This window comes from Streptomyces sp. NPDC047081 (genome assembly GCF_040643775.1).
GTDB lineage: Bacteria > Actinomycetota > Actinomycetes > Streptomycetales > Streptomycetaceae > Streptomyces.
Map to the genome: position 1 here is coordinate 344,027 of NZ_JBEYUY010000005.1, position 15,286 is coordinate 359,312.

Here is a 15,286-nt window from a genome sequence, read left to right on the forward strand (position 1 = left end):
CGTCGCCCTTCTGTCGATCACTCAGCTCCGCAGCATCACCGCGGTCTCGCGCAGCTGCGCGTGCACACCGCGGTGAGTCTCCCGCGCGGGGAGCCACTGTTTGCGGATCTTCGCCACGCACGTGTAGTTGGTGTCGCAGACGTTGGCCAGCGGCGACTCGACGGCCTGGGTGGCGAACTGGTAGGCGTCCAGCTCGCTGAACCCGTAGTCGCGCACCAGCCACTGGACCAGGTCCAGCTGGGATATCCGGAAGGCGTCCTCCAGCGGGCGGGCCGACCCCGTCGAGATGATGTGCGTGTCCGACTCGATGCGCGGCCACGGCGTGGCGACGCCCTTGAGCAGCTCCACGATCACCACGGTGTTCATCGCGCACTCCACGGCGACCCCGCAGGTCTCGCCCTCACCCTGCCGGGCGTGCCCGTCGCCGAGGCTGAGCAGCGCGCCCTCCACGTTCACCCCGAGGTAGCAGGTGACGCCGGCCCGCATCTCGGGCGTGTCCATGTTGCCGCCGTGCGCGTCCGGCACCAGGGCCGAGCGGACCTCCAGATTGGCGGGGGCCACGCCGACGGTGCCGTGCATCGGGTCGATGGGCAACTCGGCCTCGATGTCGCTGTCGTGCGCCCGGAACAGCGCCGTGCGCCGGGTCCGGTCCAGCTGCCAGATCCACACCGTCTCCGGCAGCGGCGGCTGCAGGGTGGCCGTGGTGTGCGTCGAGGTGAGCGCGCCGAAGAGGGGGACGGTGGTGGACGCGGCCCAGTCGCGGGCAGGCTCGATGGACACGAAGTGCACGGCGACCGTGTCACCCGGCTCCGCACCCTCCACGTAGAAGGGGCCGGTCTGCGGGTTGAGGAACGGGAACTCGCACACCTCGGACACCAGGTCCTTCTCCGACCGCACCCGCCCGGCGAAGCAGTCCTCCGTGTACAGGTCGAGAACCGTGCCGGGCGCGATGCGCGCCACGGGCGGTGCGCCGCCGAACGTCCAGGCGTACTCGCCAGGTTCGGGCCGGACGGTCAGGATCCGCGGGTCGCTCATTGCTGCGCTGCTCCGTTCTGCGCGGGGCCGGTGAGGGCGGGTTCGTCGAGGTGGACACGGGCGGTCTCGGCTATGCGCTCGGGATGCCGCCGCATCAGCACGACCAGCACCACGAGTCCCAGGGCCATCCATATCCCGACGATGGGTCCGGCGTATGACACGGGTGCGGTCAGTTCGGTGACGAAGTCGAAGACGGGCAGGCCGGCCGCGGTCAGCAGCGCGGGCACGAACGCGACGATCCCGAGGACGGGCAGCAGCAGGTGCCGTACCGGCTTGAGCAACTCCCGCCTGCGGCGCAGGAAATAGCCGGCGCACGCGAGGTTCACCACGATGTACACGCCGATCACCACCGTCACGATCACCGTCGCGAGCAGCAGGAACGCCGTCACCGGGTCGTAGCCCAGGCCCAACCCGAGCACCGCGCCGACCGCCACGACCGTCTGCACGGCGATACCGGCGACGGGGGAGCGGTACCGGGGATGCAGTGAGGCGAAGAGGCCGGGCAGCACCCTGATGCGGGCCAGGGCGAAGGCCGTCCGCGTCGAGACGTTGGCGCACGCGTTGGCGTTGGCGATGGTCGAGTTCACCACGGCCAGGAACACCAGCACCCAGAACAGTCCGAACGACGCCCGGGCCACGCCCTCCCAGGACGCCTCGCCGGAGGCCCCGAACTTCGCGAAGCGGTCCGGGCCGAAGTACACGGTCATGGCGTAGGTGGTGACGACGTAGAAGAGGCCGATCGACAGGGCCGCGCCGAGAACCGCGCGGTGCATCGTGCGGCGTGGGTCGCGGGTCTCCTCGGCGAGCGGTGCGGCGGCCTCGAATCCGGCGAAGGCCAGCACCGTGTACACCGAGCCGGCGAAGACGCCGCTGACACCCTCGTAACCCTCGGCTGTGTGCGAAGTCCCGAACACCGAGAGGGTGTTGTCCCCTCCGGCCTTGATGATCAGCCAGACGGCGAACACCAGGAAGACGAGGATCTCGAAGACCCCGAGGACCGTGCCGAGCCGGGCGGAGGCGCGCACGCCGAAGTATCCGGCGGCCGCGATGACGGCCGCGCCCGCGAGCGCCCACGGCCACCACAGGTCCGCCGGGTAGGAGGACCACTCGTCGTGCAGCGTGCCCGCGGTCGTGAAGCCCAGTTGCAGGAGCAGCAGCGGAGGGACGAGAGCCTCCACGAACACATAGCCCCAGCCGACGAGGAAGCCGACTGTGGGGTGCAGCCCCTGCGCGGCGTACGTGGACACCGAGCCCGCGGCCGGGAGTTCGCGTGCCAGCTCCGCCACGCAGGACGCGGTGAACAGACAGGCCACCAGCGCGACCAGTACCGCGAGCGGCAGGCTTCCGCCGGCGAAGGCGGCACCGGACGGGATCGACGCGGCCACCGCGGCGGCCGGGGCCATGGCCGTGATGCTCTGGAACAGGACCTCGCGCAGCCCGATCGCGTCCCGCCTCAGCCCTGCCGCCGCTTCTTCCCCCGCCATGCGAATCCCCCTCAAATCACGCCGACTTGCGAGGCCTCCCAGGTCCCGACGGGTGGGCCTCGCGTGAATCACGGTACGGCGCTTGCGGGTTGGGCAGAAGGGCGCGGCGTGGTTCCGTGGACGGCGGCGGCATTGTGGAAAACCCGGCCACTCGATCGGGTGAAGCGGGGCCGTGAGACGGCGTGAGGCCGATCCCGGCGAGGCTTGCGCGCCGCCGACGGGACGGGCCCCCTAGGCTCTCTCCCGGCACCGGCCCAACCCCTGGAGCGCAGACGTGTTCGACCCCGCAGCGGAACTCCCGTACCCCGACGGCCACCGGCCGGACGAGACGCCCGCACCGCACCCGCTGCTCGCGCCGGTGCTCGGTCTGCTGGGCACGTGGCACGGCCGGGGCCAGGGCGGATATCCCACGCTCGACGGCGACTTCGCCTATGCGCAGGAGGTCGGCTTCAGCCACGACGGCCGTCCCTTCCTCCGCTACGAGGCCCGGGCGTGGCTGCTCGACGCCGACGGCACGCCGTTGCGTCCGGCGGCACGGGAGAGCGGCTGGTGGCGGCTTCAGCCCGACGGCCGGGTGGAGGCGCTGATCACCCAGCCCACCGGCATCGCGGAGATCATGGTCGGTCACGTCGCGGAGGGCACGGTCGACCTCTCGACCCACGAGGTGGCGCTGACCCCCACCGCCAAGGAGGTCAACGCGACCCGCCGCCGCTACACCCTGACCGACGGCGACACACTGACGTTCGTCCACGACCTCGCGGCGGTCGGGCGGCCGTTGCAGCACCATCTGTCGGCGACGCTGCGGCGCAAGGGATAGCGGCGGCGCGAGGGTCAGGGGCAGGCGCGGCACAGGCGGGTCGCGGAGTGAGGGAAGCCGACCCGGCGCCCGCCTCAGCCCCGCTCGCCCACCACAGCAGGATCGTCCAGTACCGCCCGCACCACCGAATGTGCCGCACCCAGCAGCGGGCCCTCTGGACCCAGCCGGGACACCGACACCGGGCAGGCGGGGCCCGCGGTGCGCCGGTCCAGCTCGGCCTCCAGCGAAGGCAGTAGCCAGGGCGCCAGCCCGGCCAGCGCGCCGCCCAGGACCACGCTCTCGGGATCCAGCAGATTGACCGCCCCGGTCAGCGCGATGCCGAGTGCCTCACCGGCGTCCCGCAGCGCACGCCGTACGTCCGCGTCGCCCTCGGCGGCGCGGCCCGCGAGCAGTCCGACCCGGTCCTCGCCCGGCTCAAGGCCCGCCGCCCGCAGTACGGCCTCCTCGCCGGCGTACTGCTCCAGACATCCGAGCCCGCCGCAGGGGCAGGCGGGCCCGTCCGGCCGCACCGGCACATGCCCCAGCTCGCCCGCGAAACCGCGCGTCCCGCGCAGCAGCCCGCCGGCCACGACGACCGCGGCGCCGATGCCGATCTCCGCGGACACGTGGAGGAAGTCCAGCGGGGTGCCCTCGCCGAGCCAGAGTTCGGCGAGCGCGCCGAAGTTGGCTTCGTTGTCGACGGCGAGCGGGATGTCGTCGGGCAGCAGGGCACCGAGGTCCGTGTCGTGCCAGTCCAGGTTCGGGGCGCGTACGACGGTACGGGCGTCGCGGGCCACCAGGCCCGGCACGGCCACCGCGAGCCCCGCGGGCCACAGTCCCTCGCCCTCCGCCTCGGCGACGACCCGGCGCACCAGCTCGGTGAGCTCCGCGACGACGGGTCCTGGGGAGCGGCCGCGGTTCGCACCGTGCCGCACGGCACGCGCGCGTACCTGCCCGCGCAGGTCGACGGCGCAGACGGCGAGGTGATCGACGCCGATCTCGGCGCCGATCCCGGCGGGACCGTGCCCACTCACGGCGAGCGCCGAGCCGGGGCGGCCCACCCGGCCGGGCCGCTCGGGGCCGAGTTCCTCCAGCAGGCCCGTGCGTATGAGCTCGTCGACGAGGGTCGAGACCGCCGCACGCGTCAGGCCGATGCGCGAGGCGACCGCGGCACGGGAGAGCGGTCCCTCGGCGTTCACGGCGTGCATCACCCGGGCGAGATTGCGGCGGCGCATGCCCTGCTGGGTGTCGGGCAGCGCCCGGCCGGGACCGGCCGGGTGGGCCTCGTGCAGCGGTGCGGTCATGCCCCCGTCCTCAACGGCTGTCCGTGCTCCGCTCCAGCAGCGGGGCCGCGTCGGAGAGTACCCCGGCGATCCTGGCCAGCGTCGCCTCGTCCCGCTCCACCGCGTCCAGCACCGGCCCCGCGGCCGTGTTCCAGCGCCGGGCGACCGCCGCCGGATCCTCGCCGGTCAGCAGGCCGGCCGCCTGTGCGGCGGCGCCGAGCGCGACCAGCTCCTTGGCCTCCGGGACTTGCACCGGGCGGCCCGACAGGCGCCGTACCGTCTGCTGCCAGGCCGTGCCGCGGGCGCCGCCGCCGATCAGCAGCAGGGGAGCGGAGCGGTCGGCGTCCTCGTCGAGGACCAGGTCAAGGGCGCCCAGCAGCGAGTGCACGGCGCCGTCGTAGGCGGCCTGGAGCAGTTGGCCGGCGGTCGTGTCGTGGCGCAGGCCGTACAGCAGGCCAGAGGCCGCCGGGAGGTTCGGGGTGCGCTCACCGTCCAGGTACGGGAGGAGTGTGACGGCGTCGGTGGGTTCCACCGCCTCGCGGTCCAGGCCCAGCAGGGCGGCGACGCGGTCGACGGCAAGAGTGCAGTTGAGCGTGCAGGCCAGCGGCAGCCAGTCCCCGTGCGCGTCGGCGAAACCGGCCACCGTGCCGGTCGGGTCGGCCGGGCGGCGCCTGGAGACGGCGTACACAGTGCCCGATGTGCCGAGGCTGAGCACCGGCGTACCGGGACGCAGCCCGAGCCCCAGCGCGGCGGCCGCGTTGTCACCGGTGCCCGGCGCGACCAGCGTGCCCTTCGAGAACGGCAGGTCGTGACTGTCGCGCACGGTGCCCGCGATCTCACCCGGCCGGACCACACGGGGCAGCAGCGCGGGATCGAGGCCGACGTGCGCGAGGGTCTCTTCGTCGTACGACTCCGTCCCGGACGCCCACCAGCCCGTGCCGGAGGCGTCGCCGCGGTCGGTCGTGCCCTGGCCGGTCAGGCGCTCGGTGAGGTAGTCGTGCGGGAGCCGGACCGCCCTGGTCGCGCGCACCGCCTCCGGCTCGCTCTCGGCCAGCCAGGCCCACTTCGTGACCGTGAAGGACGCGCCGGGCACGCTCCCGGTGCGCTCCGCCCAGGCCTTCGCGCCGCCCAGCTCCTCGACCAGCCTGCGAGCCTGCGGCGCGGAGCGCACGTCGTTCCACAGCAGCGCCGGGCGCACCGGCTCGCCCCGCCCGTCCAGTGTGACGAGACCGTGCTGCTGCCCGCCGATCGACACCGCGGCGGCCTCGTGCGCGGCGTCGCCGCACTGGTGCAGCGCCTCGCACAGGGCGTCCCACCACTGGCGCGGGTCGCTCTCGCGGCCGGCCCCGGAGGACACGGTGTGCGGCGCCTGGCCGCTCGCGACGACCTGACCGGTGGCCGCGTCGACGACGAGCGCCTTGGTGGACTGGGTGGACGTGTCCACGCCGACGACGAGCGGACCCTCGGCTGCTGACATCGGGCTCTCCCTTTTTGCGCGGCTCTGCGGGAACAAAGACATCTTGTCTCTTCCCAGAGGTGCGTCCGCATACTAATTTGTAAACTGCCATGACGAAATAGTCGGAGCAAGCAAGGAGCCGCGGCATGAACTACCAGCCCACCCCCGAGGACAGGTTCACCTTCGGCCTGTGGACCGTCGGCTGGCAGGGAAGGGACCCGTTCGGCGACGCCACGCGGCGTGCCCTGGACCCGGTCGAGACGGTGCAGCGCCTGAGCGAGCTGGGCGCCTACGGTGTGACCTTCCACGACGACGACCTGATCCCCTTCGGGTCCTCCGACGCCGAGCGCGAGTCGCACATCAAGCGATTCCGCCAGGCTCTCGACACGACCGGCATGACCGTGCCGATGGCCACCACCAACCTCTTCACGCACCCGGTCTTCAAGGACGGCGCGTTCACCGCGAACGACCGTGAGGTGCGTCGTTACGCCCTGCGCAAGACGATCCGCAACATCGACCTCGCGGTCGAGCTCGGCGCGAGGACCTACGTCGCCTGGGGCGGCCGCGAGGGCGCCGAGTCCGGCGCCGCCAAGGACGTGCGCGTCGCCCTCGACCGCATGAAGGAGGCCTTCGACCTGCTCGGCGAGTACGTGGTCTCCCAGGGCTACGACCTGAAGTTCGCGATCGAGCCCAAGCCGAACGAGCCCCGAGGCGACATCCTGCTGCCCACCGTCGGCCACGCGCTCGCCTTCATCGAGCGCCTGGAGCGCCCGGAGATGTACGGCGTCAACCCGGAGGTCGGCCACGAGCAGATGGCCGGGCTGAACTTCCCGCACGGCATCGCGCAGGCCCTGTGGGCGGGCAAGCTCTTCCACATCGACCTCAACGGCCAGTCCGGCATCAAGTACGACCAGGACCTGCGCTTCGGCGCGGGCGACCTGCGCGCCGCGTTCTGGCTGGTCGACCTCCTGGAGAGCGCCGGTTACGAGGGCCCGCGCCACTTCGACTTCAAGCCGCCGCGCACCGAGGACCTCGACGGGGTGTGGGCGTCGGCCGCGGGCTGCATGCGCAACTACCTCATCCTCAAGGAGCGCGCGGCCGCCTTCCGCGCCGACCCGGAGGTGCAGGAGGCGCTGCGTGCCTCGCGTCTGGACCAGCTGGCCCAGGCGACCGCCGCGGACGGCCTCCAGGCCCTGCTCGCGGACCGCAGCGCCTTCGAGGAGTTCGACGTCGAGGCGACCGCCGCGCGCGGCATGGCCTTCGAGCACCTCGACCAGCTGGCCATGGACCACCTGCTGGGAGCCCGCGGCTGAACGGCACGCGCGCGTAGGCGTGTTCGCACATGTACGCGCGCGTGCCCGACTCGTCCCCGCGCGGAATGCTCCGGAATCGTCCGGTCCACGGTATGGATCCGTATCAGCTTCCGTGCGGGGGTCGCCTCATGCCCGATGTGAGGCGACTCTGGACGGTATGGCCATGCCGCCCGTACCGCCTCGACCGCCCGGGCCGCCGGACGACACGCCGCCTCAGAGCGGCGGCTTCGGACCGCCCACCGAGCGCTTCGGTCCCGCCTACGGGGCCGGAGAGGGCTTTGGACCCGCAGAAGGCTACGGCCCGCCTCCGGGAAGCAACGAGCCGCCCACCCAAGGCGGTTGGCTGCCGCCGGAGCCGCCCAGGAATCCATGGAAGAAGCGGCTCCACATCCTGCTGGTCGTGTTCGCGGGGACGGCCGCCGGCGCCGTCGTCATGCTGATGTCCCACTCCGGCAGCGACAACTCGCCCGACAAGAAGCCGCCGGCTGCGAGCAGCCCGAGCGCGAGCGCCTCGCCGTCGCTGAGCATCCCGACGGAGCTGCCGAGCAGACTGCCCAGCAAGCTGCCGTCACGGCTGCCCAGCGAACTCCCGAGCGAGGTCCCCAGCGAGATCGAATCGCTGATCCCGTCCCTGGGCGGCATCGAACTGCCCTAGCGCGTGCCCCGGCCCGCCGTCAGCAGTGGCGTGGCCCTGAAGGAGCAGCGCGGCCGTCAGACGCCGTGCGGCAACCGCACGTACGTCACCGTCGTCTCGATCCCGCTGTCGATCAGCCGGCCCTGCGTGTCGAAGGCGCCGGTGCCGTCCGTCATCCCGAAGTCGTTGTCGTTGACGAGGGCGAGCGTGTCGTGGTCCACGCGCGCGATGCCCTCGATCTTCCCGGGCACTCCGTCGACCTCGCCCAGGTCGACGACGAGCTTCTTGCCGAGCACCGGGACGCCGGCGGCCGCCGGGTCGTCGAGCTGCTCCAGGGACGGCGAGGTCGTGTCGTCGTCATAGGGGCCGCCGAGGATGTTCGCCTTCCGGTCCAGCCTCACGAGCTGCAGCCGTGCCGCCTTGTCGGTGCGCTCCTCGACCAGCAGCCGGTCGCCGCCCACGGCGACCACGGAGGAGATCTTGAGCTCGGAGGTGTCGTCCTCGCTCGGGTCGACGACGTTCACCGGGTCGAAGCGGTACGCGTACTCGGCTGTGACCGCCTTCTTCTTCGGCGAGAAGCGCACCAGGCGGGTGTTCCGCGAGGCCTCACCGGCGTCCGTGTCGGGCAGGGACAGCGGGCTCTGCAGGGCCATCACCAGGTCGCCGCCCGGCAGTTGGGCGAGACCCTCGAACCCGCGATTGATCTTCCGGTGCAACAGGACCGAGGGCAGGGCTTCGACCACCGGGTAGTCGGTGCCGGTGAGGTTCAGCCCCTTGGGCACATAGCGCGTGAGCACCTTCCCGCGCGCGGAGACGTGCACGAGCGACGGCCCGTACTCGTCCACGAGCCAGAAACTCCCGTCCGCGGCCCGCACGATGCCCTCGGTGTCCAGCCCGTTCGGGTTGTACGACAGCGCGGTCTGCGCGTCGTAGGAGTACGGCGCCTCGTCCCGGCTCGCCTGGTTCGACAGCCCGGTGACGGCCTTCCCGGAGCGCGTGGTGATCGGGATGGCGTCCAGCACCTTCACCGTGTCGCCGGACACCCGGATCCTCACGATCGCCGGATCGAAACCGGGCACCGGGAAGGTGCGCCGCTTGGTGCCGCCCACCTTGATCTGACCGTTGGGCCCACGGTCGGTGACGGTCCAGTACTCGCCCTTGCGGCCCGCCGGGTAGATGTCGCTGCCGATGCCACCCAGGTCGATCCCGCGGTCGTTGTCCACCGTCCCCGGCAGCAGCGCGTTGCTGAACGCGCCGAGCGGAATGTCCCCGAGCGTCGCCGTACGAACGACCTGGGCGCTCTCGTCCGACGCCCCCGCGGCCGGCGCGGCGGCCACGAGGGCTCCCATCACGGCAAGCGGCACACCCACTGCAACGGCACGTCTGACACGGATCCGACCTGCGGCGTACGGGGACATCGGGCCTCCTGAAGGGCAACTCGACTGACAGCGGCCAGATTTGGACCCCATGGCGAACGCGTACCGACGGCCACATGAACACAGGGCGTCGGTAGCCCGAGCACACGGGCTGTCGCGGACCGCCCGGCTCAGGTCTCCTCGTCCCGGCAGTCCGCCGCCACCGACGACAGCGCCGTCGCCGGATCCAGTGCCGCTCCTCCGGCAGGCACCCAGCGCCCCCGCTCCTTGCGGTACGGCCACCAGCGTCCGTCCTGCCCCAGACGCAGCTGGGCCGGCTCAGCGACGACCGTCCACCGGTTCAACCTTCCCCGCAGCACCGGCCGTTCGTCCTCGTCCCAGGCCGACTCCAGCGCGGCACGCGCGCGTACGAGCGTCTCGCCCTCGACGTTCCACTCCTCCTCCAGCACGGAGAGCGCGGCCGAGCCACCGAGCGCCCACGCGCGCGTGGCCCGCGCCAGCCCCTCCCGGTCCCGCCCCGACCCCTCGGCCAGCCGAGCCGCGATGGTCTCGTCGGGGACGCCCGCGGCGAGCCGTATCGCGTCCTGAGCGGTCGTCAATTCCGGTTCGGGACCGTGTGGTTCCGCTCCGGGCCGTAGGGCGTCGGACAGCAGCCGATGCGCTTCTGCGGCCGTCCGCGCGGCCAAGTACCGCAGGGCGCCGGGGTCGATGCCCGGTGCCGGCGGGGCGTCGGTGTCGAGGGAGGGTGGTGAGCCGGGCTCGGAGGGGAGTTCCGGGAGGGCGGGCAGCGAGGGCAGGATGCCGCCGGTCGCGTACGCCTCCGTGGCGTCCACGCCCTCGGCCGCGGCGACGGACTCGGCGGGCGGCGCGGTCCGGCCCTGGAGGTCGGCCAGCAGGGCCTGTTCACCCCGGCCCCGCATCAGCAGCAGGACGAAGGGGTCCTGGTCCAGCAGCCGCGCCACCTGGTAGCACAGCGCCGCCGTGTGCCCGCAGTGGTCCCAGGCGTCGCAGTCGCATTCCGGCTCCAGGTCGCCCATCCCGGGCAGCAGTTCGACGCCCGCTGCCGCCGCGTCCTCGACCAGGTGCGGCGGCATCTCGCGATCGAGCAGTGCCGCCACATGCCCGGCGCGCTCGACGGCCATGTCCAGGAAGCGGTCCCACTGCTCGCCGGACAGCTCCTCCAGCAGGACGTCGGCCCGGCGCGCGGTGCGGTCGCGGTCCTGGACGACAGCCGTGATGCGGCCCGGGCGCACGGTCACCGCGCCCACGGCTCCCGCGCGGGCGAGTCTGCGCCCCGCCTTCAGCTGCTGCGAGTCCAGCGCCGCGTCCTCCAGCGACTTCAACCAGGCCTGACCCCACCAGGTCTGCGCGAAACCCCGCCCGTGCGCGGGCGGCAGCGCGGCGAACGTACGCTCCCTGTCCTCGTCGTACCTGCTCATCGCGTGCCCCCTCGCAGCTCCACCAGATCGGCCAGCTCCGCGTCCGTCAGCTCCGAGAGCGCCGCCTCTCCGGCGCCCAGCACCGCGTCCGCGAGCTCCCGCTTGCGGGTGAGCATGTCGGCGATGCGGTCCTCCACCGTGCCCTCCGCGATCAGCCGGTGCACCTGCACCGGCCGGGTCTGGCCGATGCGGTACGCGCGGTCGGTGGCCTGTGCCTCCACGGCGGGGTTCCACCAGCGGTCGTAGTGCACGACATGCTCGGCCCGGGTCAGGTTCAGGCCCGTCCCGGCCGCCTTCAACGACAGCAGGAAGACCGGCACTTCACCGTCCTGGAAGCGCTGCACCATCGCCTCGCGCTCGGCGACGGGCGTCCCGCCGTGCAGGAACTGCGAGGCGATGCCACGGGCGGCCAGGTGCCGTTCGACGAGCCTCGCCATGCGCACGTACTGGGTGAAGACCAGAACGCCCGCCCCCTCGGAGAGGATCGTGTCGAGCAGTTCGTCCAGCAGCTCGAGCTTTCCGGAGCGGCCGGTGATCCTCGGGCGTTCCTCCTTGAGGAACTGCGCGGGGTGGTTGCAGATCTGCTTCAGCTCCGTCAGCAGCTTCACGATCAGCCCGCGCCTGGCCATGCCGTCGGCGGCGGAGATCTCCGCGAGGGTCTCGCGCACCACCGCCTCGTACAGACCGGCCTGTTCGGCGGTCAGCGACACGGCGCGGTCGGTCTCGGTCTTGGGCGGCAGCTCGGGCGCGATCCCAGGGTCCGACTTGCGCCGACGCAACAGGAACGGCCGTACCAGCCGGGCGAGTCGCTCGGCGGCGGCCGGATCCCGGCCGCCCTCGACGGCCCGCGCGTACCGGGTGCGGAAGGTGCCGAGTCGGCCCAGCAGCCCCGGGGTCGTCCAGTCGAGGATCGCCCACAGCTCCGACAGGTTGTTCTCCACAGGGGTGCCGGTGAGCGCCACGCGCGCGCGTGCGCCGATGGAACGCAGCTGACGCGCGGTCGCCGAGTACGGGTTCTTCACGTGCTGTGCCTCGTCCGCCACGACCATGCCCCAGGGGACGTCGGCGAGCCGGTGCGCGTCCAGGCGCATCGTGCCGTACGTGGTGAGCACGAACTCCCCGTCGGCCACGGCGTCCAGGCCGCGCCGCGGCCCGTGGAAGCGGCGCACGCGCGTGCCGGGCGCGAACCTCTCGATCTCGCGCTGCCAGTTGCCCATCAGGGACGTCGGACACACCACGAGCGTCGGCCCGGCCGTCGACGCCTCGGTCTGCCGGTGCAGATGGAGCGCGATCAGCGTGATCGTCTTGCCGAGCCCCATGTCGTCGGCGAGACAGCAGCCCAGGCTCAGTGACGTCATCCGTACCAGCCAACTCAGGCCTCGCCGCTGGTAGTCCCGCAGCGTGGCCCGGAGCGCCGCGGGCTGCCCGACCGGCTCCTGGCCCTCCGGGTCCGCCAGCCGCTCCCGCAGGGCCGCCAGCCAGCCCGTGGGCTGGACGTCGACCCGGCGGCCGGAGACCTCCGTGGAGCCCGTCAGCGCGGCACCCAGCGCGTCGATGGGCGCGATCTTGCGATCCTGCTCGGCCCGCGCGCGGCGCACCTCCTCCGGGTCCACGAGAACCCATTGGTCGCGCAGCCGCACGACCGGCCGGTTGGCCTCGGCGAGCCGGTCCAGCTCTTCGCGGGTGAGGTGTTGGTCGCCCAGCGCGAACCGCCAGTTGAACGCGAGCAGCGCATCGGCCGACAGGAACGACGGCGCGTCCGAGGAGATCCTGACGCCAGGTTCGTCGTCCGGCGGGCCGATCACGGCACGGGCGGTGAGGCCGCGGGTCAGGTTCTTCGGCCAGTGCACCTCGACTCCGGCGGCGGAGAGGCTGCCGGCACCCCCTCCGAGGAGTTCGGTGATCTCCTCGTCGGCGAGGTCCACCGCGTCCGGCACGCTCGCCGACAGGAGCGGCGCCAGCGGCGGCCAGGCGCGGGCCGCGCGGCGCAGGGCGAGCAGCGTGTCCATGCGCGCGCGTGGACCGAAACCCGCATGGGTGTCGCCCGACTCGGACCAGACGGCGGAGGCGTCCGCCACCAGCCCCGGATCGCTCACGCTGTGCACCTGCAGCACACCCCGGAACGCCGCCTCCTGCGTTCGGCCCGCGAGGCCGGGCACCTCGATCCGCAGCGACAGCCGTACGCCCGCGTCGAGGCCCGCGGCGACGTCGGCCGCCCAGGCCCGCTGCTCGGGCATGCGCCGGGGCTGCCGCGCCGCGTAGGCGGGACCGCCGGTCACCAGCGGGGCGGCCGCGGAGCGGGGGAGGGTGTCGGCCACGGCGTCGAGGAAGGCGCGCAGCAGCGGCTCCGGTTCGGGCAGGCGCGGCGGCAGGATGCCGTCAAGCGGCACGGCGTGAGCCTCGGGCGGCATCGCGGCGGCGAGCCCGCGGATGCGATCGACGTCCTCCACGGAGAGCGGTCCGATGCGCCAGGCGTCGTGGTCGCCCGGTGACAGGCCCGGCAGCAGCTTTCCACGCGCCACGAACTGCAGGGCCAGCAGTCCGGCCGCGCCCCAGAACGCCGTCCCCCGGTGTGCGTTCGTGTCGGTACGCGCGCGTGTGAGAACCGGCAGCGCCGCCCGTACCGGCAGCTGTACGGCGGGCACCTCGACCAGCCCGACACCGTCCTCGTCGGGAAGTGCCACGCGCAGGGTCGTCGTGGACCCCGCCGCGAGGAGCGGAGGGGCGGCGCCGTCGGCCCGCCAGAAGGCGACGGTGCCGGTGCGGGCCGGGTCGCCGGGCCGGAAGACGGCGCAGCAGCGTGACAGTCCGGCGAGCTCGGAGGGTGTTGGCGCTGGGGGCGACTGCACAGTGATGCCGTGCTCCTCAAATTTGACTACTGAGGTCGGGGTCGCCGAGGGTACAGCATCCCGGCGCGCGACCCGGCATCCCGCGACAAGGAGGCGGCTGGCCTCGCGTCGGGGGTGATGTCAACCCCCCTTCGCGGTACGGGGATTACCCCCGCAGACACCCGGGTGGTGGCGCCATGGTCGCGGAGGGGCGTGGATTCGTACGTTTCCTCAGGTCAGCACGTTGCCCGCGAGAGCCGGAGACCGGACATGCCCGAGCCCACCACCGCCGTCGCCGAACCCACCCCGGCAGCACGCGCCGCTCCGTACGCCGGAAGCGAGTTCGCACCCCTCCTGCGCACAGTCAAAGGCCAGGGCCTCCTGGAGCGGCGCACCGGCTGGTACGCGCGCGTGATCGCCGTGAACGCCCTCGCCCTGGCCGCTGTGATCACGGGAGTCGTCCTCGTCGGCGACTCCTGGTGGTCGCTGCTCCTGGCCCCGCTGCTGGCCGTCTTCTGCGCCCGCGCGGCCTTCATAGGCCACGACGCCGGGCACAGCCAGATCAGCGGTGACAAGAAGACCGCCCGCGTCATCGGCCTGCTCCACGGCAACCTGCTGCTGGGGATGAGCTACGCCTGGTGGAACGACAAGCACAACCGCCACCACGCCAACCCCAACCACATCGACAAGGACCCGGACGTCGTCGCCGATGTCCTCGTCTTCACCGCGGCACAGGCCGGCCGGCGGTCCGGCTTCCGGGGCTGGCTCACCCGCAACCAGGCCTGGCTGTTCTTCCCGCTCACCCTCCTCGAAGGCGTCGCCCTCAAGGTCCACGGCTTCCAGGACCTGCGCCGGCAGCCGCCCCGCGAGCGCGTCCTGGAGGGCGCCCTCCTGATCACCCATGTCGCCGCGTACGCGACGCTGCTGCTCACCACGATGTCCCCGGCCAAGGCACTCGCGTTCGCCGCCCTCCACCACGCCCTCTTCGGCCTCCACCTGGGCATGGCCTTCGCCCCCAACCACAAGGGCATGGAGATGCCCGACCCGGACGGCGAGCGGTGGGGGCATCTGCGCCGGCAGGTGCTCACCTCGCGCAACATCCGCGGCGGCGCCCTGACCGACTGGTTCCTCGGCGGCCTCAACTACCAGATCGAGCACCACCTCTTCCCCAGCATGCCGCGGCCTCATCTGCGTCTCGCCCGACCCCTGGTGCGGACCCACTGCCAGGAGTTGGGTATTCCCTACGCGGAGACCGGGCTCGTCGACTCCTACCGGCAGGCCCTGCGTCATCTGCACGAGGTGGGAGAGCCCCTCAGGGCCGAATGGCCGTGAGGGGCTCTCAGGGACGAGTCGGGGTCACGGCTCAGGGTCGTCTCAGGGTTGCGGATCGGAACCACGCGAAGCGCGGGCCCGTTTTCAAAGCAGAGAGCGGCAGTGGCCGCGAAGGAGGCGACACACATGTCGAACAACGCGAAGATCGCCATAGGGGGAGTGGCCCTCGGGCTCTTCCTGTGGATCTGGCTGCCCTTCTGGGCAGTGGTCCTGATAGTCGTCGGAGTCCCGACCGCCGCCTACCTCACGCTGGACCCCTCGCAGCGGCGCAGGCTGCGCCGCATCACCCGCAAGGAGCTCGGTCGCTGAG

At 72.5% G+C, this 15,286-nt stretch carries 12 protein-coding genes; 5 read left to right on the plus strand and 7 right to left on the minus strand.

Annotation, left to right across the window (positions count from 1 at the left end; genetic code table 11):
- Window positions 1–21: 21 nt before the first annotated feature.
- Together ABZ848_RS12335 and ABZ848_RS12340 are read right to left on the minus strand one after the other, a co-directional pair.
- A complete protein-coding gene (locus tag ABZ848_RS12335) occupies window positions 22–1,035 on the minus strand; it encodes an acetamidase/formamidase family protein (RefSeq protein WP_360829502.1) in 1,014 nt (337 codons plus the stop codon).
- Window positions 1,032–2,519, minus strand: coding sequence for an APC family permease (locus ABZ848_RS12340; RefSeq protein ID WP_360829505.1), 1,488 nt, complete (start codon window positions 2,517–2,519; stop codon window positions 1,032–1,034). Before ABZ848_RS12340 ends, ABZ848_RS12335 begins: the two co-directional genes overlap by 4 nt.
- 274 nt (window positions 2,520–2,793) lie before the next feature.
- Between ABZ848_RS12340 and ABZ848_RS12345 the strand changes: the two genes are divergently transcribed.
- Window positions 2,794–3,336: an FABP family protein gene (locus ABZ848_RS12345; RefSeq protein WP_360829508.1), complete on the plus strand. Its 543-nt coding sequence runs from the start codon at window positions 2,794–2,796 to the stop codon at window positions 3,334–3,336.
- A 74-nt stretch (window positions 3,337–3,410) separates the two neighbouring features.
- Here ABZ848_RS12345 and ABZ848_RS12350 read toward each other — a convergent pair whose 3' ends face one another.
- Window positions 3,411–4,619, minus strand: coding sequence for an ROK family transcriptional regulator (locus ABZ848_RS12350; RefSeq protein ID WP_360829511.1), 1,209 nt, complete (start codon window positions 4,617–4,619; stop codon window positions 3,411–3,413).
- Between the two features lie 10 nt (window positions 4,620–4,629).
- The gene (gene xylB, locus ABZ848_RS12355; RefSeq protein ID WP_360829514.1) at window positions 4,630–6,075 is read right to left on the minus strand and encodes a xylulokinase; all 1,446 of its coding nucleotides are present in this window, start codon (window positions 6,073–6,075) and stop codon (window positions 4,630–4,632) included.
- A 125-nt stretch (window positions 6,076–6,200) separates the two neighbouring features.
- On the opposite strand from xylB, the gene xylA reads away from it, so the two are divergent.
- Together xylA and ABZ848_RS12365 are read left to right on the plus strand one after the other, a co-directional pair.
- Window positions 6,201–7,367, plus strand: coding sequence for a xylose isomerase (xylA, locus tag ABZ848_RS12360; RefSeq protein WP_360829517.1), 1,167 nt, complete (start codon window positions 6,201–6,203; stop codon window positions 7,365–7,367).
- 400 nt (window positions 7,368–7,767) lie between these two features.
- Window positions 7,768–8,022 (plus strand): hypothetical protein, encoded by a 255-nt coding sequence (locus ABZ848_RS12365; protein WP_360829520.1) that lies wholly within the window; start codon window positions 7,768–7,770, stop codon window positions 8,020–8,022.
- A 56-nt stretch (window positions 8,023–8,078) separates the two neighbouring features.
- Here the strand turns inward: ABZ848_RS12365 and ABZ848_RS12370 are convergent, their stop codons facing one another.
- The 3 genes from ABZ848_RS12370 to ABZ848_RS12380 all read right to left on the minus strand — a co-directional run bounded on the left by ABZ848_RS12370 (window position 8,079) and on the right by ABZ848_RS12380 (window position 13,665).
- Window positions 8,079–9,419: an esterase-like activity of phytase family protein gene (locus ABZ848_RS12370; protein WP_360829523.1), complete on the minus strand. Its 1,341-nt coding sequence runs from the start codon at window positions 9,417–9,419 to the stop codon at window positions 8,079–8,081.
- A gap of 128 nt (window positions 9,420–9,547) precedes the next feature.
- The gene (locus tag ABZ848_RS12375; protein WP_360829526.1) at window positions 9,548–10,816 is read right to left on the minus strand and encodes an SWF or SNF family helicase; all 1,269 of its coding nucleotides are present in this window, start codon (window positions 10,814–10,816) and stop codon (window positions 9,548–9,550) included.
- Complete coding sequence (locus ABZ848_RS12380; RefSeq protein WP_360829529.1) at window positions 10,813–13,665, minus strand: DEAD/DEAH box helicase; 2,853 nt, start codon at window positions 13,663–13,665, stop codon at window positions 10,813–10,815. Before ABZ848_RS12380 ends, ABZ848_RS12375 begins: the two co-directional genes overlap by 4 nt.
- Before the next feature lie 249 nt (window positions 13,666–13,914).
- Between ABZ848_RS12380 and ABZ848_RS12385 the strand changes: the two genes are divergently transcribed.
- Complete coding sequence (locus ABZ848_RS12385; RefSeq protein WP_360829532.1) at window positions 13,915–14,976, plus strand: acyl-CoA desaturase; 1,062 nt, start codon at window positions 13,915–13,917, stop codon at window positions 14,974–14,976.
- A gap of 126 nt (window positions 14,977–15,102) precedes the next feature.
- Window positions 15,103–15,285 carry a hypothetical protein gene (locus ABZ848_RS12390; protein WP_242768857.1) on the plus strand — a complete coding sequence of 61 codons (183 nt, stop codon included), beginning with the start codon at window positions 15,103–15,105 and terminating at the stop codon, window positions 15,283–15,285.
- Window position 15,286: the final 1 nt, after the last annotated feature.

What these genes read in the sequence shown, in the direction of transcription:
- xylA (WP_360829517.1), top strand. Translation starts at nt 6,201, where the DNA reads ATGAACTACCAGCCCACCCCCGAGGACAGGTTCACCTTCGGCCTGTGG.
- xylB (WP_360829514.1), bottom strand. Translation starts at nt 6,075, where the DNA reads ATGTCAGCAGCCGAGGGTCCGCTCGTCGTCGGCGTGGACACGTCCACC.
- ABZ848_RS12375 (WP_360829526.1), bottom strand. Translation starts at nt 10,816, where the DNA reads ATGAGCAGGTACGACGAGGACAGGGAGCGTACGTTCGCCGCGCTGCCG.
- ABZ848_RS12385 (WP_360829532.1), top strand. Translation starts at nt 13,915, where the DNA reads ATGCCCGAGCCCACCACCGCCGTCGCCGAACCCACCCCGGCAGCACGC.
- ABZ848_RS12335 (WP_360829502.1), bottom strand. Translation starts at nt 1,035, where the DNA reads ATGAGCGACCCGCGGATCCTGACCGTCCGGCCCGAACCTGGCGAGTAC.
- ABZ848_RS12370 (WP_360829523.1), bottom strand. Translation starts at nt 9,419, where the DNA reads ATGTCCCCGTACGCCGCAGGTCGGATCCGTGTCAGACGTGCCGTTGCA.
- ABZ848_RS12340 (WP_360829505.1), bottom strand. Translation starts at nt 2,519, where the DNA reads ATGGCGGGGGAAGAAGCGGCGGCAGGGCTGAGGCGGGACGCGATCGGG.
- ABZ848_RS12350 (WP_360829511.1), bottom strand. Translation starts at nt 4,619, where the DNA reads ATGACCGCACCGCTGCACGAGGCCCACCCGGCCGGTCCCGGCCGGGCG.
- ABZ848_RS12390 (WP_242768857.1), top strand. Translation starts at nt 15,103, where the DNA reads ATGTCGAACAACGCGAAGATCGCCATAGGGGGAGTGGCCCTCGGGCTC.